Source organism: Flavobacterium indicum GPTSA100-9 = DSM 17447, from assembly GCF_000455605.1.
In the GTDB taxonomy this organism is placed as follows: Bacteria; Bacteroidota; Bacteroidia; order Flavobacteriales; family Flavobacteriaceae; genus Flavobacterium; species Flavobacterium indicum.
The window spans coordinates 2,764,320-2,784,923 of record NC_017025.1 but is presented as its reverse complement, the minus strand read 5'-3'; the positions used below and the strand labels follow the sequence as shown (position 1 = coordinate 2,784,923).

The window sequence follows — 20,604 nt, the reverse complement described above, 5'->3', positions numbered from 1 at the left end:
TTAAATTTTTATATGTTGGGTTATTACTTTTTCGGTTTTTTCAAAAATCTCTTCAAAAGAATAATCTGAAATTTTTAAAGGGCTGTGTATAATAAATTCTAAACGATTACCTAAGCCTAATGGGAATTGACCAAAGCGAGTCATTTTCCAAGAGTTGTTAATTGTTACAGGTAAAAAGTAGGCGTCTGGGGCAAATTTATATAACATTTTTAATCCATTCGTAGCAAATTCTTTTGGTTTACCCGTTTTGCTTCGAGTACCTTCTGGAAATATAACTACTGAATAATTATTTTTATTGATGTATTCTGCCACTTTTTTTATTTCTGGCAAGGCTTGTTTTGGATCTTTTCTGTCGATTAATGCAGAGCCACCATATTTTAAGTTATATGACACACTAGGAATGCCTTTTCCTAATTCTTTTTTACTAATGAATTTAGGATGTAATTTTCTTAAAAACCAAATGTATGGCGGTATGTCGTATAAGCTTTGATGATTGGAAACAATTATCACTGGAACATTATTTGGAACATTTTCCATTCCTTTAATAGAATATGTTGTTCCTAAAAGATGAGTCGTTCTAACTAAAAACCAATTTAAAATTGCAACACTCCATCGGTGGGCATTGTATCCAAATACATTGTAACACACCCATTGTATAGGATGAAATATAACCAACCATAAACTAAAGAATAAATAGAATAAAATTGAAAATGGATAGGAGATTATTTTTTGCATTTTTAAATTTTTTTCCAAAGATATTTGTTAAAAAAATAAAAACCATCATTTTTGATGGTTTTGTTATATGTTAACATAGCATATTAGCAGAATTCGTTGTAAGCATCTTTCAGATTTTCAGCAATTAAGTCTGCAGGTCTGCCTTCAATATGATGTCTTTCTAACATATGTACTAATTCCCCGTTTTTGAATAATGCCATACAAGGTGAAGATGGTGGAAATGGGAACATGTGTTCTCTTGCTTTGTCAACCGCTTCTTTGTCAACTCCTGCGAAAACAGTGATTAATTGCGTAGGAACTTTACTGTTGTCTAAACTCATTCTTGCACCTGGGCGCGCATTTCTAGCGGCACATCCACATACTGAATTCACCACTACTAGTGTAGTGCCTTCTTTTGCAATAGCTTGTTCTACGTCGTTTGCGGTATATAATTCTTGGAAACCGGCTTCTGATAACTCAGCACGCATTGGTTTTACTAATTCTTCTGGATACATACTCTATTTATTTCTAAATTAATGATGGCAAATTTACAAAGTTTTTTAGAGCTTTAATAGCGTAAAATCATAAAGATTTGTTATTGTTTATATAGATGTAGTTTATTACCAATTTAACCTAATATATTTGTGAAAAAATACAATGAGACAATTACTTTTATTATTTCTGTTTTCAACGTTTCTTTATGCTCAAAATGATAAAGAAATTGAAGTGGTTGTAGTAAAAAAAGCGCCCAAAATAGCCACTATACTTAAAAAAGTAAATAAACAATTGCTTAAAAATGTAGATTCTACAACGTACACTTATACTTTAAATCAGCTTAATTTAGAAAACTCAGATACTATAATTTATAGAAAGGAAAATCAATTAATTAAGTGTGTTGATTTTGCTGGGAACTTCACGAAAAAAAATGAAGTAGAAAATAAAGATAATTGGTTTTCAAAGGTTAAAGAAACATTTAAAGAATATTCAACTTCTGAATCGCCAATTGGTTGGATTTCTGGATTTCCAGTTCGTAAAAATATTACAATTGCTGATTTAGATTTTTTTAAAAACACAAATGCCTATACTTATAAAGTAGAATGGTTAAATGATGAAGATTTACAAGTTACCTTTCAATCGTTTAATTTTTATACAGGTAAATTTGTTGTCGATAAGAACTTCAATTTACTGCAGTTAACATACGAAGTCCAAACACCTTATCCCTTTTATTATACAAGTAATGAAACCTTTGGGAAATATCATGCCTATACTTCAAGTTGGATTTACCAACGTGAAAAAGTAGAAATGACTTTTAAAATTATTAAAAAGAAAATGGCTTTAGAAAGTTTAACCATTGATGAAAAATTGCGTGATTTTCTTTTTAATCGATATACTAAAGAAGGTGTTGTTTTTTCTAAAAGAACCAATTTCACAACAAAAATTGAGTTGTATCATCGGTTTGATTAAAATATTTATAAAATTCGGTTGAAAAGGGCTTTTATAAAAATTCCTTTCGGGCGTTTCTAAATCACCTTTAAATCTTTCTAAGAATCTATTTCTTTAGCTAAAAATTTTAGTTTCTAATAGTATTTATTGGTAAGAATTAATTTATAAATATTAGCAAAAAATTTGGAAATCTGTCTTTTTATTTTTTGTTTAGCCTTCAGTTTGCAAACGAAGTCGGAAAACTGAAACAGCGACTTAAAAACATCTGAAAGTAAGGTAAATTTTAAATTTAAAAAGAATTATGAAAAAATTTGTTTTATCTGTTTTTGCTTTTATTTCATTTGCAGCAATCTCTTCAGCAAATGAAATAGTAAAAGACAACTTTAAAGTAGAAATTTTAATAGTAATGTAAAAGGAATTTGTAATTATAGAGTTAAACATACATTAAAGTATCCTAATGGCTCTACTTATTCTTGGTACACTCATCATTCAATTGAAGCAGATAGTTTAGAAGATTGTAAAGCCAAATTATTAGCCCTACAATAATAAAATATTAATTTTTTCACCAGTGAATTTATTTCACTGGTGATGTTTACATTTTAAAATTATGAAATATCTATTAGTATTCTTTTTTTCAGCATTAGTGTTTTCACAAGAAAACAAGCTTGTTAAAATAGATTATATTTCCAATAAAAACGGAATAACCAATAAAGAGTATCTCTATGTTAAAGCTGATTCGGCAGTATATAGAAATGACAGTCTAACAATTTTTAATGATAACACTAAAATTTTAAATGAAGAAAAAAGTGAGTTAGAAGTAAAACAGAAAAGAATTGATTTACCAGTAGTTAGTTTTTATCATACAAGTACTAGTCAAGATTTATTTATTAATTATTTTAGTCTAGACGAACATAAAGTTGTTTGTTACAAAGACGAATTACCTGAAATTACTTGGAAAATTTATGATAATGAAACCAAAAACATTGGTGATTACATTGTTGTAAAGGCTATTGGGATGTTTAGAGGTTCTGAAATTGAAGCTTATTTTTGCCCCGAAATTCCTATTAATTTTGGACCTTGGAAATTTAAAGGCTTACCAGGCTTAATTTTGGAATTAACAGCTAGAAATAAAAACATAGAAGATTATCGTTGGGTTGTAAATAAAATTGATTTTGATTGCAAGGAACAAATTGCTTTTAAAATGAACAATCAAATTAAAATAGAACCATTTAAAAAAAGTGTTGAAAAAGATTTCAAGAAATTAAAGGAGCAAATAAAAATGGCAAATTCACAAGTGCCAAAAGGCGTAAAAGTTGGCGAGACGGTTATTGTTAGAGGTGGAATTGAACAAAAATATGAATGGGAAAAGTAATTTTTATAACTCTTTTTATAACTCTAAATTCATTTTCACAATCTAAAATTAATGGCATTGTTAAAAATGAATTAGGTGAAATTATTAGTGCTGCAAGTGTAGTTGCTAAAGATGAATCTAATAAAACACTTGCATATACATCCACTTCTAAGCAAGGGACTTTTGATTTACATTTAGAAATTTCTAAAACGGTTATTTTATATGTAAATGCAATAGGTTACGAAAAAAAAAGTATTGAAATTACTAGGGAATACTTAAAACAGAATGAAACAATTCAAATACAGTTAGTTAAAAAAGATATTGAAATTAAAGAAGTAATTATAAAAAATGAATTACCAGTAAAAATAAAAAAAGATACTATTGTATTTGATGTTAAAGCTTTTTCTCAAGGGAATGAGAAAGTAGTTGAAGATTTACTTAAAAAGATACCGGGTATAAATGTTTTATCTGATGGAACGGTTAAAATTGGAAATCAAGAAGTCGAAAAAATAATGGTTGAAGGAGATGATTTTTTTGAAAAAGGATATAAAATTTTAACAAAAAACATGCCTTCCAATCCATTAGATAAAATAGAAGTTTATAAAAATCATTCAAATAACAAACATCTTAATGGAATTAAAAAAGAGTGATAAAGTTGCATTAAACTTAAAACTTAAAAAGGAATTTAAAAATATTCTATTTGGAAATAGTGATTTGGGATATGGTTTTTTTTCGAAAAACAAATATGATGTAAAAAGTAATGTTATGAATTTTGGTTTAAAAAATAAATTGTATTTTTTAACAAATATCAACAATATTGGAAGTGATAATACGGAAGGGATTTATAATTTAAATCAAGCCACATTAGACGATTTTGGTGCACATTAATATAAACAATTGTCGTTTATTCAATCTTTAAATTTCAGTTTATTAAATATAGAATCTAAAAGAATAAATTTTAATAATTAAGAATTTTTTTCTGTAAGCGATATCCTTAATTTGTCTAAAAAGTCAAAACTAAAAATAGTTACTTCTTTCAACAAAGATGAAAATTATTTTGAAAATTATAGTAATACAACTGCATACGCAACAACTAATGAATTTCAAAATATTGAAAATAATTTTGGTAAAAAAAATACAAATTTCATTTTTACCAAATTAAACTATTCTTTAGATTTTAATATGAAGAACTCTTTAGAATATAGTCTGGCATATAACAGTTTTAAAACGCATCAATTTTTAGATGTATATTTTAATAACATCCCGTTAAAACAAAATTTAAACAATTTAAATACTTTTTTTAATTCAGAATGTAAATACACTTATAAAATAAGCAACACAAAAGTTTTAATTTATAACTTTAGTTTTATCAGTGAGGAATTACCTCAATATTATTTTACCGATTCTAACACATACCAACCCATACTTCCTGTTTCATTATATAGTTTTAATCAGAACACATATCAGAAAAGAAATTACTAAAACTTTAATATCAATTTTTTGTCTAAGAAATTTGTAAAAAGTGTATATAAATTAAGATTGGGTACAATGTTTTTTAATGACAAATTAGAGTCTGCTTTATCAAACTCTGGAAATAACGATCAATTTAATGCATTTTCAAATAATAGTAGCCTTTTTTCACAAAATATTTTTCTTAATTTTTCATATAATTATAATTCGGATAAATTTTCTTTAACCGCAAACAATGAAATTAACTTCATAAAGAATGAACTTGTAAATAGTATTGTGAGTCTTCAATCCAATAAAATTTTTAGTAATCCTAAATTAGAATTTAGTTATTCTTTTAATGAAAAAAATAAAATTTATTCTTCTCATTCTTTAAATAATAAGAATGTTGAATTAAGAAATTTATATTCTAATTATATAATAACCAATTTTAGAACAATAAGAATGAACGACAACTCAATTTCTTATTTGAAAAACAGGCAACATCTTTTAGGTTATAATTACGGTACATTTGGGAAGAAATTTTTAGCTAATGCTTTGATTATTTATAATAAAGATTATAATTATTTTTCAAATAATTCAAAAGTTTTTCAGAATTATATCATCAGTTCTACTATAAATTTAAAAAATAAAGAAAGTTTAATGCTGAATATAAATCTAGAAAAATATTTAAAAATTATTTCATCTAATTTTAAAGTTTATTCTTCCATTTCTAGAAGTACCTATCAAACAATATTTAATTCTAATGAATCTATTAATGTTGTTTCTTCAAATTTTGATTTAGGTTTTGAATTCCGTTCCGGTTTCCAGGGTCCCTTTAATTATCATTTTGGTTCCAATTGGTTAAGAAATACAAATAACTCAATAACAAAAAATACATTTAGAAGTAATGTGTCGTTTTTAAATTTAGATTTTAGATTTTTTAAAAAATTAAATTTAAATATTAAAGGAGAGAATTACCATTTTAAAATGAAAAATAACAATAATTTTTCCTTTTTGGATTTTAATGTAGATTATAAAATTTTAGAAAAATTAAATCTTAGTTTAGTAGTTAATAATTTATTCAATCAAAATTTTTATGTAACACAAAACATTACTGATTTGGAAGTGAGTACTTTTAAATATAAACTCGTTCCTAGATTTGCATTGTTAAAGATTGAATTTCGTTTTTAACATTCGGTTGAAAAGCGCTTTAATAAAAATTCCTTTCGGGCATTTCCAAATCACCTTTAAATCTTCCAATATTGAAGTTTCTTCATCCAAAAATTTAAAAATCAAGGCAGCTTTTCCATCATTAAATAGCGCGCTAAAAATTTGATTGCCTACTTTATTGTTTTCAAACAAAATATCAATCAACAATAAATCATAAAACCAAAATTTAGTTTTAGAATGAAATGTTCTAAAATCTGAATTGGTTTTGGTGAAATCACTTACTCTTTTTGAAATTTTATAAGCGTTTTTAAAGGTGTATCCTGTACTTGCTTTGGTCCAACCTCCTGCGGTTCCAATGTGTAAAATGTTTCGGGTGTTTTTTTGCCAAAACGGATAACAGGTCATGGGGATGTTACCTTGTTCTTTTTCTATTATTTCGTATGCTGTTACGCCCAAATTTTTGAGGTATGCCATGATGGCGTTTTCGTATTCATTTTGCTCCAATAGAGCTTTGGAAAACAACGTATATTCAATTAAAGCTTCCGTTTTTGAATTTGGTAAAACATACATAAAACGCGTATTGCCATTTTGTTCAATTGAAAAGTCCATGAAAGTAGGACAGTCTTCTGTAAAAACGGCTTCTTTGGTTTTTACCACCCAACCAATAAAATGTTGCTGAATTAAAGGAAATTTTTTCTGGTTTAAAACAGGAGTAGGGTCGTAAATACTATTAAAAACACAATTGCAGGTATAATTGTTGGTATTGGTTTTAACCAAACAATGTTGTCCAAGTTCTGAGAAATCTATGACTTCTTCTTGTATGAAATGAACAGTTAATTTTTGTTCTATATTTTCACGAACGTATTTATAAAAAGCGGCACTTCTAACTTTTTTATAATGGTAAGAACCTAAATCTAATTGTTGTATTTTTTGAGTATTTTTAAACCAAGCTTTTTGCCAGTTTTTATCAGCAATGGAATCAAAAATGGATGTTTCGTCCCAAAAACACCAAGTTCTGTCGTTGCTGTTTTTTGATTCTTTTTCGATTACTAATATTTGTTTGTCACGATAAAAGTTGTCTTTTGCAAAATGATACAAGGTCATTAACGTTCCTAATCCACCGCCCGTAAATATATAGTGATAATGTTGCATTTCAAACCTTTTATAAAAAAAGTAAAGTTACTTTTATTTATGATATTATTAATACAAACAAAATAAATAATTATTACTTTTGTTGTGTGAGAAAATATTTGTCCATAGTATTTTTGGTTGTGTATTTGTTTTCAATGACTGAAGTGCATCAGTTAGTGAAGACCCCATTACTTATGGAACATTATTTAGAGCATAAAAGAGAAAACAAAGCACTTTCCTTACTTAGCTTTTTGGAAATGCATTATTTAAATGGAAAGCATATTGATGCCGATCATGACAAAGATATGCAATTGCCCTTTAAAAATTTTCAAGATAATCACCCCAATGTGGTTTTAGCTTTACCGGAACAAATTACTTTTTTTGAGCCTCAACCGGCTGTTCAGGATGAGTTGGTTCCTAATTTTAATGAAAGTCAAGTATTCATCTCAAGTTTTTTAACTTCGATTTGGCAACCGCCTAAAATAGCTTAAATGTTTATATAACTGTTATCACTTTTTTTTGATGTAACAGAAATAGAGTATTCATTTAAAGCAAATTTTCATGTTAAATAAAATTATAGAGTTTTCTGTTAAGAATAAACTCATCATTGCATTATTTACCATTGTCCTTGTTGGGTTTGGAGTTTATAATGTTCAAAAATTACCTATCGATGCTGTGCCCGATATTACTAATAATCAAGTACAAGTAATTACTGTAGCACCTTCTTTTGGTGCAACAGATATTGAGCGATTAGTTACTTTTCCTATTGAACAAGCCAATGCAAATATTGCGGGATTAAAAGAAATTAGAAGTTTTTCTCGATTTGGTTTGTCTTTAGTAACTATTGTTTTTGAAGATGATGTAGATGTGTATTGGGCACGACAACAAGTTACTGAACGCTTACAGCAAGTTCAAAGTCAATTGCCTCAAGGGATGGGAACACCAGAACTTGGGCCAATTTCAACTGGTTTAGGAGAAATTTACCAATATGTAGTTCGTGCTAAAAAAGGATACGAACAAAAATACGATGCAACTGAATTACGAACCATTCAAGATTGGGTAGTAAAGCGTCAATTGACTGGTGTAAAAGGCGTGGCAGAAATTAGTAGCTTCGGTGGTAAACTTCGTCAAGTCGAAATTAGTATTCAACCTAATAAATTGAACGCAAATGGGATTACCATCACAGATGTTTTTGATGCACTTGAAAAAAACAATCAAAACACAGGAGGTGCTTATATTGAAAAAGAAGCGTCTGTTTTATTCATTCGAAGTGAAGGATTAATTCAGAATTTGGAGGCGATTGAAAATACACCAATTACTACAAAATCAGGCGTGCCTTTGTATATTAAAGATGTGGCAGAAGTAAAAAATGGTTTCGCTACTCGTTATGGTGCCATGTGTTATAACAATGAAGGAGAAGTATCTGGTGCCATAGTCATGATGCTCAAAGGAGCCAATAGTAGTGAAGTAATAAAAAATGTAAAAGAACGCATTGCTCAAATTCAAAAAACATTACCTGAAGGTGTAGTAATTGAACCGTTTTTAGACCGAACCAAAATGGTCAATAATGCCATTGGTACCGTGGAGAAAAACTTAATTGAAGGAGCGTTAATTGTCATTTTTGTTTTGGTAGTTTTCCTCGGGAATTTAAGAGCCGGATTGTTAGTGGCCTCTGTAATTCCACTTTCTATGTTGTTTGCCATTATCATGATGAATCTTTTTGGGGTTAGTGGAAACTTAATGAGTTTAGGCGCTTTAGATTTCGGATTAATTGTTGATGGGGCTGTAATTATTGTTGAAGCGGTAATTCATCAAATTTTTCATCGCCATCAAAAAGAAGAAACCCTTTCGTTAAGTCAGGATGAAGTAAATAAAGAAGTGAATAGCTCGGCAAAAAAAATGATGAATAGTGCTGTTTTTGGTCAGATTATCATTTTGATTGTATATCTTCCAATTTTTACCTTACAAGGTATTGAAGGAAAAATGTTTAAACCAATGGCGCAAACTGTCGCCTTTGCTTTGATAGGAGCTTTTATTTTGTCCTTGACTTATATTCCGATGATGAGTGCTGTGGTGTTGAAAAATATCAAACACAATCCACAAAGTATTTCTGAAAAATTAATGGCTTTTTTAGAACGAGTTTACAGTACTCGATTAATTCAGGCATTGCACAATCAAAAAAAGATTATTATTGGTGTTGTCATAGCTTTTGTTTTTTCATTAGTAGTAATATCTCAACTGGGTGGAGAATTTATACCGTCGTTAGAAGAAGGAGATTTTGCTGTTGAAACCCGCGTATTAACGGGAAGTAATTTAAATACCACAATCGCATCCACCCAAAAAGCGGCAGGAATTTTAAAAAGTAGATTTCCTGAAGTAGAAAAAGTGGTGACCAAAATTGGAAGTGGGGAGGTCCCTACGGATCCTATGCCTATGGAAGCTGCCGATATGATGGTGATTTTAAAAGATAAAAAAGAATGGACTTCTGCCGAAACATTCAATGAGTTGTCAGATAAAATGAGTGAAGCTTTGCAAGAAGTGCCGGGAATCACGGTTGGTTTTCAATACCCAGTTCAAATGCGTTTTAATGAATTAATGACGGGTGCCCGACAAGATGTGGTGTGTAAAATTTATGGCGAAGATTTAGATACGCTTTCAAAGTATGCCAATAAAGTAGGTAAAATTGTCAATTCTATTAAAGGGGCCAAAGATTTGTATGTGGAACCTATTGGTGGCATGCCACAAGTAGTAATTGATTACAAAAGAAATGTGTTAGCACAATATCAATTGAATGTTGCTGATGTTAATAAGGTGGTGAATGCTTCTTTTGCAGGACAAAGTGCCGGATTGTTATTTGAGGGTGAACGCCGATTTGATTTGGTCGTACGAGTAAATCCAAATGAGAAACAAAACCTGCAAGACATTCAAAATTTATTGATTCCAACGCCTTCAGGAGCTCAAGTGCCTTTGCAAGTGGTAGCTAATGTTTCCATCATTAATGGCCCAAACCAAATTCAACGTGAAGATACTAAAAGAAGAATTGTAGTTGGATTTAATGTACATGAATCAGATGTGCAAACCTTGGTTAATGAAATGAAACAAAAGGTAGAAGCACAAATTAAATTTCCAACAGGATATTACATTACATATGGTGGAAGTTTTGAAAATTTAAATGCAGCCAAAGACCGCTTGATGGTTGCTGTTCCCATATCTTTACTTTTAATTTTCTTATTGTTGTATTTTGCTTTTAAATCGATTAAGCAAGCCTTACTGATTTATACGGCCATTCCGCTTTCTACTATTGGAGGTATTTTGTTTTTAGCGCTCCGAGGCATGCCTTTCAGTATCAGTGCTGGAGTTGGTTTCATTGCTTTATTTGGCGTTGCAGTATTGAACGGAATTGTATTAATAGCCGAATTTAATGCGCAAAAAAAACAAGGGATTACCGATTTAACCGAAATTATTTTAATCGGAACAAAAAAACGTTTACGACCTATTTTAATGACTGCTTTTGTAGCTTCACTTGGGTTTTTACCTATGGCTTTAAGTAATGGTTCGGGAGCTGAGGTTCAACGCCCATTGGCAACCGTAGTGATTGGCGGATTATTAGTGGCCACTTTTTTAACATTATTCATTTTACCTATTTTATATATGTTGTTTGAAAAAAAATCTTCAGTTTCTATGCCTAAAAATGGACTAGTTGTGTTGTTCTTATTTCTAGGGTTTTCTAGTATTGCACAGAATAAAGTAACTTTAAATCAAGTAATTGAGCAAGGCTTGACGAATAATTTGGTTATAAAAAATGAAAAACAACGGGTAAATGCAGCTCAAGTTTTAGTAAAATCGGCCAATGAAATTCCGGCTTTAAATATTGTGGGTGAATACGGTCAATTAAATAGTGCATTTAATGATAACCGAATTGGAGTAACACAGAATATCAGTTTTCCATTTCTAAATGCCCAAAAGAAAAGTTGGTATCAAGCGCAAACGGAGTTGGCTCAGCTGAATTATAAATCTTCTGAAAATGAAGTAAAAAGGGCGATAACTCAAAACTTTTACGATTTAATTTATGCATTAGAGCGTGAAAAAGTGTTGTTGCAATCGGATTCCATTTACAATCAATTTTTAGAAAAAGCGAAATTACGGTTGAAATTAGGAGAAACCAATCATTTGGAAAAAAACGGAGCCGAATTGGCAGTAGCAAAAATTACAGCGGATTTAAAAAAGAATCAGGAATTAATTTATCAATTGCAATTACAAATGCAGTACTTAATTCAGTCAAAAGAAATTTTGATGCCTAATTACAGTAGTGTTAAGATTGAAAATCAATCGTATTCCGATTTTGTCTCTAATCATCTTCAATTGCAAATGATAGAAAAAGAAAAAAGAGCCAATGAAGCGGCTATAAAGGTAGAAAAAGCAGCCTTAATTCCAGAAATTACTGTAGGTTATTATAGTATGACTATGCAAGGTATGGGTGCAGATGATGTGCTGTATGGAAGTGGAACTCGTTTTCAATCGTTTCAATTAAATTTAGGAATTCCCATTTTTAACGGAGCTAACAAAGCCCGAAGAGAAGCTTATAAAATCAATAGTACTATTTTATCGAATCAATCGGAATTACAAAAGAAATTAGTGGAAAATACTTGGCAATCTTTTGAAAACAAAAGAAATAACGATTTACTGGTACTAAAAAATTACGAAGAAAATGTTTTGCCAGGAGCAACATCGATGATTTCAACAGCGAATAATCAAATTTTTAAAGGAGAAATCAATTTTATGGAATGGTCATGGATTATGAATCAGGCTTTAGAATCGAGATTGGATTATTTAGAAAAAGTGAAGTCTTATAACGATGCGATTATTCAAGTATTATATCAAACTACAAATTAAAAAATCATGAAATATATATATTATTTACTTTCAATTGTATTGGTAATCAGTTGTCAGTCTAAAACCGAAACAACAGTAGCTGAAAAAAACAGGGAAGAAAATGAAGTAATCTTAACGGCAACGCAATTAAAAAATGCTGACCTATCTTTTGGTACTATACAGCAACAAGCGATGAATAGTACGATTAAAGTTAATGGTAAAATTACCTTATCCCCCGATGCAGTTGCAAGTGTAAGCATGCCTTTAGGCGGATACATAAAGGCTTTAAAAGTAATGCCGGGAATGCAAGTAAGCAAAGGCCAACTTTTGGCGGTAGTTGAAGATCAAGCCTATGTTCAATTACAGCAGGAGTATTTAAGTACTAAGCAACAATTGTTGTATTCTTCAAAAGATTACCAACGTCAAAAAGAATTAAATGCTTCACAGGCCAGCAGTGATAAAACGTATCAGTTAGCTGAGAGTGACTACGCCAAAAATAAAATTACATTAAAGGCACTCGAAGAAAAATTGCGATTAATAAATATTAATCCGGCGAATTTAAGTGAAAATTCGATCTCAAAATCGGTTCGCATTGTAGCACCAATTTCGGGTATGTTAACCAAAGTAAATGTCAATTTAGGTAAATATGTAAATGCAACTGATGCTTTGTTTCAAATAATGGACAACAAAAGTATGTACGTACAACTACAAGTTTTCGATAAAGATGCTGCGAATTTATCGATTGGTCAAAAATTAAAAGTTTATACGAACGCACAACCCGATGTGATTTATTCGACTTCTATTCAATACGTAAATAAAAGTTTTGATGAAAAAAATAATTCGGTTGAGGTTTATGGCAAGATTTCGAATTTTACCAATAAATTAATTCCAGGAAATTACATTAATGCTGTTATTGAATTAACCAATGATAAAGCTTTTGTTGTTCCGCATGAAGCGGTAGTAAATTTTGAAGGGAAAAATTATGTGTTTGTTCAAGAGCATAATTTAGTTTTTAAAATGATTGAAGTTCAAACAGGATTGGTTTCAAAAGAAGTTACGGAAATTAGAAATTATGAGGTACTTCAGCATAAAAAAATAGTCACTAAAAATGCTTACACGGTATTAATGGCTTCAAAAAATAAAGAAGAATAAAGTGTTCAAAATAAAAAGAGCTTCAATAGAAGCTCTTTTTATTTTATAATCGAAATCTAAAACCTAAAAATGCTCGTATTCCTTGATTGGGTCCATATACATAACTTGGGTCAAAAGTTAAGGCATAAGGATTATCGGGCGTAGCCAATACTTGACCATCAGCGTTAAATTGTACTTGTTGATCAAATGGATCATTGGCACGTGCAATTAAAAAAGGAGTATTTTTATTTGGAGTCCAGTTTAACAGGTTTTTAACACCACCAAAAAGTTCAGCTTGTCTCCATTTTTTATAGGTGAATTGAATGTTTTGAATACTCCACCAAGGTGAATTGGGATTTCTTGGATCTAAATTACTTAATAAAGGTAAACGCATGGGACTGTAAACATTTCCAGTATAATCGATGGATAGAAAAAGAGTGGGGATATCATAACTTATTCCCCAGTTACCACTAAAATTTTCAGTTAAAATAGGTCTAGTTTTCGTGCCGTTTTCATGTTTAAAACTAGTTAAATAAGTACTTCCAAACATAATTTTCAATCCAAAATTGGAAACATAGTCCAATGCAAGATTGATTCCGTTTGTTGTAGCATAACCGTTTAAATTCTGATACAAGATTTCATTAGGATTGCTATCATAATCAGGTAAAATTTGATTGTAAAAATGAGTGTACCAAGCCGAAGTTTCTATAGTTAACACGGATAGGTTTTTGAAATGAAATTTCTTTAAATAGTTTAAATTGACATTAATTGATTTTTCGGGTTTTAAATTTTCTTTTAAAATAACTGTTCTCGAACCTGTTAAAGCCGCATGTTCTTCAGTAAACAAATTCACTATTCTAAATCCAGTTCCAGTATTAAAACGCAGGATGTCATTTTCAGTAAATTTAAACCTGTAAGCAAAACGTGGGGTGTGAATATATCCATGATTGCGGTTATAATCCAATCGGTAACCAACTAACACTTTATGTTGCTTTGAAATGGTTATTTCATTTTGAAAAAACCCACTATAAATGGAATTCTTTTCTGGTTTAACCGTTGCAGTTGTATTGTCATTATAGAATTGATAGCGATGAGCAAAACCCATCAAGAAATCCTGTTTTTTAATGGAGGTATTCCATGTCAGTTGTTGGAATGCAATTTGTTGTTTGGCTAAGTAAACGGTATTCCCATAAACTGAATTTTGATCATGATTGGTATATGATAAGGAATAATGTATATTTTTAGTAGTTGGTAATTCATATTTAGCAATGATTTCTTCTCTTTTGGTATAAATACTTTCGCCATAAACTTCTGAACCACCACGATACGATTTATTCCAATTTAGTTGTCCACCCCATCGGTCTTCATAAAAAAAGCGACCAGCAACGGTGAAAATTTTATTATTTTTTCGTTCAATATTCCATTTGTTAAAAATAGAAATTCGTTCTTGTAAAGTTACGTCTGAAAAACCATCGTTGTTATTGTCTATGGGTGAATTGTAGTTATAATAATTTAAACCTAGAATTGATTGGATTTTTTTACCTAAGTTGTATTTTATGCCTAAATCAACATTGTTTTCCAACCAGGATGTAGTGAAATAATCTGCAGAAACAAGAGGAGCGTTTTTTGGAGACTTAGTAATAATATTGATCAATCCACCAACAGCTTCACTACCATATAAGGATGAAGCTGGACCTTTTACAACTTCTATTTTTTCAATTAAAGAATTGGGTATACCCGATAAACCATAAACAGTCGAAAGTGCACTAACAATAGGCATTCCGTCAATGGTAACCATAGTGTAGGGACCTTCTAAACCATTAATATGAATATCGCCTGTATTGCAAATATTGCAATTCAATTGTGGTCGCACTCCATTTACATTTTGTAAGGCTTCAAAAATATTAGAAGTTGGATTTTTCTTTAAAAATGTACTATTGTAGACTTCAACAGGCACAGGAGTTTCTAAACGATGTACGGGTTTTAATGTTCCAGTAACCACCACTTCATCTATTCCTTTATCACTGTTTTTAATTGAATCTTTTGTTTGGCAAAAAATAACAGGTGAAAAGAGGATTGTAAAAAAATATTTTAAATACATTTAAATTAAAATTTAGACAAAACTAAAAATAATTTAAATAACTTGATAATAAAATATTTATATTTGTTGAAATAAATTTTGAATATGACAATTTCTGAAGAAAATTATTTGAAAGCCATCTATCATTTAATCCAATTGATGCCAAAAGGTGTTAATACTAATACTATTGCAGCTTCATTAGACACAAAGGCTTCTTCGGTAACGGATATGCTTAAAAAACTTTCAGAAAAAGAATTGGTTACTTATCAAAAGTACCAAGGAGTTACGTTAACGGAATCGGGTAAATTATCTGCTAAAATGATTGTTAGAAAACATCGATTATGGGAAGTTTTTTTAGTAGATAAATTGGGTTTTGCTTGGGATGAGGTACACGAAGTCGCTGAAGAGTTGGAACATATTCAATCCGAAAAATTAATCAATCAATTGGATCAGTTTTTAAATTTTCCAAGTTTTGATCCGCATGGAGATCCGATTCCTAATGCAAAAGGTGAAATAGTGAATGTAGACAAACAATTACTTTCAGAAATTGCCATAGGAAAAGAAGTTTCTTGTGTAGGTGTAAAAGATTCTTCACCCGAATTTTTGAAATATTTAGATAAACAACAAATTGCTTTGGGTACAATTTTAAAAGTAATTGAAAAAGAAGAATTTGACGGAACTTTGAAAATCCAAATAGGAACTAAAACTAAAGTGCTTTCAGATAAAATTGCCAATAATTTATTTGTAAAGTAAAGTTAGGTTTTTAGTTTTCATTTTATTGATATGAAAGATTTAAAAGAAGTAATTGATTTTTGAAATTGATATTGTAATTGATTTTTTGAAATTGTAATTTAAAGATATGTTTGAAGAAATAATTAACTATTTAGAACGTATAGATCCGGTATGGGCGGCTTTACTTGCCACAACCTTTACTTGGTTTGTAACGGCAGCAGGTGCCTCTTTTGTTTTCTTTTTTAAAACAATGAATCGTGCTGTTTTAGATGGGATGCTTGGATTTACTGGTGGAGTAATGGTAGCGGCAAGTTATTGGAGTTTATTAGCCCCTGCCATTGAAATGAGTAAAGGAGAAGGGTTTCAAAAAGTTTTACCTGCCGCAGTAGGTTTTTTATTAGGCGCCTTGTTTTTGTTTGCATTGGACAAAACATTACCCCATTTACATATTAATTTTCAAGAAACTGAAGGAATGAAATCCCCTTGGCAGCGAACTACTTTATTGGTTTTAGCTATTACGTTACATAATATTCCAGAAGGACTAGCTGTTGGTGTTTTGTTTGGAGGTGTAGCGGCAGGAATTCCAGAAGCCTCTATCGCAGGCGCTGTGACTTTAGCAATAGGTATAGGAATACAAAATTTTCCTGAAGGCATTGCGGTATCCATGCCCTTAAGACGCATGGGTATGAGTAGAAGAAAAAGTTTTATGTACGGTCAATCGTCGGCTTTGGTAGAACCCATCGCGGGAGTATTAGGTGCAGTTGCCGTAACTTTTTTTACCCCCATTTTACCTTATGCATTGGCGTTTGCAGCTGGTGCTATGATTTTTGTGGTGGTAGAAGAAGTAATACCAGAAACCCAACAAGACAAAAATACAGATATAGCTACTTTAGGTTTCATAGGTGGTTTTATAGTAATGATGAGTTTAGATGTAGCTTTAGGATAAAATGAAAAAAATAAGTCTTTTTTTAGTGCTTTTCATATTGGTTTCATGTAAATCGGGACAAGAGAGCAAATCAAATGTCGAACTAACTTCTAAAAAAGAGGTTCTATTTAATGACTATGCCTTTGAAATTACAAAAATACTTTCTGACTCAAGATGTCCGGAAGGTACCAATTGTATTTGGGCGGGTGAATTAGTAATTGAAGTAAGTGTTTGGCAAGAACATAAGTTAATTGAATCCAGTGTTTTGACTTTTTCCCAAAAAACTAGGGAAGAAAATTTGGCGTGGTTTTCAAAATTTCTTCCAAAAGACAAGACCTTACAGTCAATTTTAATTTCTCCCAATAAAACAGATAAAACACTTTTATTGAAAGATTATAAATTAAAATTAGTGATTATTCCTTAAAAAAATAAAGGCTATGTAAATGTTAACATAGCCTTTTTAAATTTTTAAAATTTGGCTCCTAAACTAATATAAACTGTTCTGCCCTCATTTGGAATTAACCCTGGTCCTGGAAACCCACCGGCTCTTCTTGTTGCATATGCCGTATTGAAAACATTATTCATTCCACCTTTTAGATTGTATTTCTCTAAGAAATTAAATTTAAAGGACCAGTCGTAAACTGTATATTTATCTATTTTTCCATCGTTTGCATTAACAGCGGGTGTGATGTCATTTTTAGCATTGGTATAAACATCACTCATAATTTTATTTTGGATCGTCGTTGTAAAATTTTTATATCCATAAGTAACACCAAATTGATGTATGTATTTAGGGGCATATTCTACACGGTTTCCAGAATAATCATTGACTGTAATGGAAGAACCAGAAGCAGTATACACCTTATTTTCAGTATATTTTGCACTTATAAACGAAAGTGTGCCAAAAATTTCGAAACTTCCTTTATTTTTAAGTTTGATTGCTTTAAAAATATCTACAGCAGCATAACCTTCAAATCCTTTGTTGACACTTTCACCCAAATTCGTTCGGAATTGATAGGTTCCTTGTGCAGGATCATCATTAATAAATTTCCTAATGGTACCAATACGGTTGTTATAAGTCATGTAAAAATAACTAACATCAAAAGTAATGAAGTTGAAAAAATCACCGCGATAACCCAAATCAAAAGTATATCCGTTGTTGTCTTTTAAATTTGAATCAACCACATCTGTAGTACCTGGAGGCGTTAGATCACCAAATAAAACAGGTCGGTAGGCTTGTGTAATGTTTGAATATAAATTAGTTTTACCAAAGTTATATTGTGCTCCTAATCCACCTAAAATTACAGTTCTTTCGCTTGTAGTTGGGGTTGCCATGACCTCATTACCTGAGGTTACAGATAAACGGCCCTCCATTTCATTTTTTATGGATTCGATTCGAATTCCAGGCGTAATACTTAAGGCATCTGTAATTCTAAAAATATTTTCAGCAAAGAAAGCATAGTTTGTAGTAGTAAATTCCAAGTCTCTATTGAATGTATTGTTTTCTACACTTAAATCAAAGTCAGAACCAGTTGTGCCAACCCCATTTTGTTTACGATTTGTAGAAGCATAATAAGCTCTAAGACCAAAGGCTAAATTGTGTTCTTTGTTGAACAATTGGTATGAAAACATACTACGCGTTTCTATACCTATATTTTTGTAAAAATCTCTGGCTACATCTCTTTTTGTTCCTGGATCAGGAGTGTTTATATTACCTAGGAATCCTACACTGTTTCGTTCTCCAATTAAACCAAATGCTTTTACATTTAATGTAAGTCGTTCAGTCAATTTGGTATCTAAAGTTATGTTAGCTAAATTCCAAGGTGCACCAAACCAGTTTCTTGCACGATAAGAAATTCTCGGATTTTGACTCAAATCAGCATCTAAAATTCCACCTGCTTGTTGAGCCGTATAATCAGCATTTGTGTATTCTGCCGTCAATGAAGTGGTTTTGTTGAATTGGTATCCAATAAAAGCGTGCGTATTTCGAACGTCATATCTAGCATTGTTTCTCCAGCCGTCTCCTTTTTTGGAATCATTATATATATAATACGAAAACTTACCTTTAGTTCCACCCATGGCATTGTAAGAAGATAATAAGTTATAACTACCTAAAGTTGTTTGAGTTTCAAATGAGAATGGTTTGTTTTTTTCTCTTTTTAAAATGTAATTTAATAGTCCACCAAATTGAGGTCCATATTGTAATGCCGCTCCACCACGAATAATTTCAATTTTTTCAACGGCCTGAAAAGAGGGGTTGTAATAGGCTTCAGGATAACCAAAAACATCCGAAGAAATATCATATCCATTTTGTCGGGTATTAAATTCCCAACTCCTATTTGGATTTAATCCTCTTGTTGCAACATTTATTTGAATACCTGAACCATCATATTCCCATACGGTAACCCCCGGTACTCTAGAGAAAATCTCACGAGCGTTATTATTAGCAACATTTGCAGTGAAGTTTTCTAATTTTAATATTTCATTTTTTTTACCTGAATAGATGATGTTATTTTTCACTTCAGGTTGACGCTCAGGCGTGTGAATTTGTTTTTCAATAAGTACGGTCGGAATGTTTTGTACGGTGTCTTTCGGTAGTTCTTGTGCAGAAATTAATGAAGAAAAGGCAAGTAACCCAAAAAGTATGTTTTTCATCTTTTGTTTATTTAGATTAAATCTACGCAACAAAGATACTTCTCGGTTTTTATTTAGACAAATTTTAAATAATGAAAAATAAAAATTAACTTTTGTTCAATTTACCAATAGATACCAGTTCCTAAAGAAATGTAGTTGTAACTAGGCGAAGCAATTTTTAAATTTTCATAGCCAATAGAAATGAAATAGTTTTTACGATGGTATTTGCTTCTGATTTCTAACGAGTTAACGGGTAATTCGTTGATTTTGCTCCAAATCATGGCGCCAGTAAAACTTATATTTTTTATAATAAATAAGTCCGTGTTTAATCCATAGGAAAATCCAAATTTATTAATTTCATTTCCAATGTATGTTGCTCCTAATGTCCAGCCTAAATTAAATTTTTCAAATCGTAAACGATCATAACCAAAATTAAATTGGAATAATGAAAGATTGGATGTTTGATGAGTGAAGCTGTTTTTTTCAAATAATTCTCGATAATCTCCTTGTAAATAGAAATAATTAAAAGGTCGAATTTTACCTTTAAAATGGTTTCCAAATGAACGATTGGTATTGTATAAAAAATGATTCTCTACATCCCATCGAAGTTGTTTCTTTTTAATTGATGTATCGTCAATTTTTTCATAATTACCCGATTTACCATTGAAATAAGGGTAGGGAGAAAGCGGATTATATAAATGATCTTCATTCCTATAATCGCCAATAGCGGAATATAAGAAAACATAAAAACCTAGCTCAACAAAGAAGGCACCAATTCCAAAATTGTCATTACTTTGTTTTACAGTTGTACCAGAATTTTGACTAACTGGTTCAGTTGGTAAAGGTGGGCGTGTGTCTTCTTTCGGTCTATTTAATTCTTCCTTTGATTGGTCAATTTTTTGGCTAAAACCTAATAAAGTATTTAAGAAAATAATTACGATAAGTGTGCTTTTTTTCATTGAAATTTATTTC

At 30.6% G+C, this 20,604-nt stretch carries 18 protein-coding genes; 12 read left to right on the top strand and 6 right to left on the bottom strand.

Going from position 1 to position 20,604, the window contains the following annotated elements:
- Both KQS_RS13000 and KQS_RS12995 read right to left on the bottom strand, forming a co-directional pair.
- Positions 1–735: a lysophospholipid acyltransferase family protein gene (locus KQS_RS13000; RefSeq protein WP_014389633.1), complete on the bottom strand. Its 735-nt coding sequence runs from the start codon at positions 733–735 to the stop codon at positions 1–3.
- A gap of 83 nt (positions 736–818) precedes the next feature.
- Positions 819–1,229, bottom strand: a complete 411-nt coding sequence (locus KQS_RS12995) for a BrxA/BrxB family bacilliredoxin (protein WP_014389632.1) — start codon at positions 1,227–1,229, stop codon at positions 819–821.
- 142 nt (positions 1,230–1,371) lie between these two features.
- On the opposite strand from KQS_RS12995, the gene KQS_RS12990 reads away from it, so the two are divergent.
- The 6 genes from KQS_RS12990 (at position 1,372) to KQS_RS12965 (ending at position 6,148) form a co-directional block, all read left to right on the top strand.
- Complete coding sequence (locus tag KQS_RS12990) at positions 1,372–2,178, top strand: hypothetical protein (protein WP_014389631.1); 807 nt, start codon at positions 1,372–1,374, stop codon at positions 2,176–2,178.
- A 586-nt stretch (positions 2,179–2,764) separates the two neighbouring features.
- Positions 2,765–3,529 carry a GLPGLI family protein gene (locus tag KQS_RS12985; protein WP_014389630.1) on the top strand — a complete coding sequence of 255 codons (765 nt, stop codon included), beginning with the start codon at positions 2,765–2,767 and terminating at the stop codon, positions 3,527–3,529.
- Positions 3,517–4,158: a carboxypeptidase-like regulatory domain-containing protein gene (locus KQS_RS12980; RefSeq protein WP_041252120.1), complete on the top strand. Its 642-nt coding sequence runs from the start codon at positions 3,517–3,519 to the stop codon at positions 4,156–4,158. The genes KQS_RS12985 and KQS_RS12980 overlap by 13 nt, the downstream gene beginning before the upstream one ends.
- On the top strand, positions 4,139–4,396 hold the full coding sequence (locus tag KQS_RS12975; RefSeq protein ID WP_041252119.1) for a hypothetical protein: 258 nt from the start codon (positions 4,139–4,141) through the stop codon (positions 4,394–4,396). The genes KQS_RS12980 and KQS_RS12975 overlap by 20 nt, the downstream gene beginning before the upstream one ends.
- A gap of 111 nt (positions 4,397–4,507) precedes the next feature.
- Positions 4,508–4,990, top strand: a complete 483-nt coding sequence (locus tag KQS_RS12970; RefSeq protein WP_041252118.1) for a hypothetical protein — start codon at positions 4,508–4,510, stop codon at positions 4,988–4,990.
- An 18-nt stretch (positions 4,991–5,008) separates the two neighbouring features.
- Positions 5,009–6,148: a TonB-dependent receptor gene (locus KQS_RS12965; RefSeq protein ID WP_162141192.1), complete on the top strand. Its 1,140-nt coding sequence runs from the start codon at positions 5,009–5,011 to the stop codon at positions 6,146–6,148.
- Here KQS_RS12965 and KQS_RS12960 read toward each other — a convergent pair.
- On the bottom strand, positions 6,125–7,279 hold the full coding sequence (locus KQS_RS12960) for a lycopene cyclase family protein (protein WP_014389629.1): 1,155 nt from the start codon (positions 7,277–7,279) through the stop codon (positions 6,125–6,127). The two genes, KQS_RS12965 and KQS_RS12960, sit on opposite strands and share 24 nt — an antisense overlap.
- Before the next feature lie 173 nt (positions 7,280–7,452).
- On the opposite strand from KQS_RS12960, the gene KQS_RS12955 reads away from it, so the two are divergent.
- From KQS_RS12955 to KQS_RS12945, 3 genes are all read left to right on the top strand, one after another.
- Positions 7,453–7,749, top strand: coding sequence for a hypothetical protein (locus tag KQS_RS12955; RefSeq protein WP_157868433.1), 297 nt, complete (start codon positions 7,453–7,455; stop codon positions 7,747–7,749).
- A gap of 70 nt (positions 7,750–7,819) precedes the next feature.
- A complete protein-coding gene (locus KQS_RS12950; RefSeq protein ID WP_014389627.1) occupies positions 7,820–12,151 on the top strand; it encodes a CusA/CzcA family heavy metal efflux RND transporter in 4,332 nt (1,443 codons plus the stop codon).
- 6 nt (positions 12,152–12,157) lie between these two features.
- The gene (locus KQS_RS12945; protein WP_014389626.1) at positions 12,158–13,282 is read left to right on the top strand and encodes an efflux RND transporter periplasmic adaptor subunit; all 1,125 of its coding nucleotides are present in this window, start codon (positions 12,158–12,160) and stop codon (positions 13,280–13,282) included.
- Positions 13,283–13,325: 43 nt separating this feature from the next.
- Here the strand turns inward: KQS_RS12945 and KQS_RS12940 are convergent, their stop codons facing one another.
- Positions 13,326–15,362: a TonB-dependent receptor plug domain-containing protein gene (locus tag KQS_RS12940; protein WP_014389625.1), complete on the bottom strand. Its 2,037-nt coding sequence runs from the start codon at positions 15,360–15,362 to the stop codon at positions 13,326–13,328.
- Positions 15,363–15,446: 84 nt separating this feature from the next.
- On the opposite strand from KQS_RS12940, the gene KQS_RS12935 reads away from it, so the two are divergent.
- From KQS_RS12935 to KQS_RS12925, 3 genes are all read left to right on the top strand, one after another.
- Positions 15,447–16,094: a metal-dependent transcriptional regulator gene (locus KQS_RS12935; protein WP_014389624.1), complete on the top strand. Its 648-nt coding sequence runs from the start codon at positions 15,447–15,449 to the stop codon at positions 16,092–16,094.
- 106 nt (positions 16,095–16,200) lie between these two features.
- Positions 16,201–17,019: a ZIP family metal transporter gene (locus tag KQS_RS12930; protein WP_014389623.1), complete on the top strand. Its 819-nt coding sequence runs from the start codon at positions 16,201–16,203 to the stop codon at positions 17,017–17,019.
- Position 17,020: 1 nt separating this feature from the next.
- Positions 17,021–17,422, top strand: coding sequence for a hypothetical protein (locus tag KQS_RS12925; RefSeq protein WP_014389622.1), 402 nt, complete (start codon positions 17,021–17,023; stop codon positions 17,420–17,422).
- 44 nt (positions 17,423–17,466) lie between these two features.
- On the opposite strand, the gene KQS_RS12920 is transcribed toward KQS_RS12925, so the two are convergent.
- Together KQS_RS12920 and KQS_RS12915 are read right to left on the bottom strand one after the other, a co-directional pair.
- A complete protein-coding gene (locus tag KQS_RS12920; protein WP_014389621.1) occupies positions 17,467–19,653 on the bottom strand; it encodes a TonB-dependent receptor family protein in 2,187 nt (728 codons plus the stop codon).
- Positions 19,654–19,754: 101 nt separating this feature from the next.
- Entirely contained in the window at positions 19,755–20,591 is an 837-nt protein-coding gene (locus KQS_RS12915) for a hypothetical protein (protein WP_014389620.1), read from the bottom strand.
- Positions 20,592–20,604: the final 13 nt, after the last annotated feature.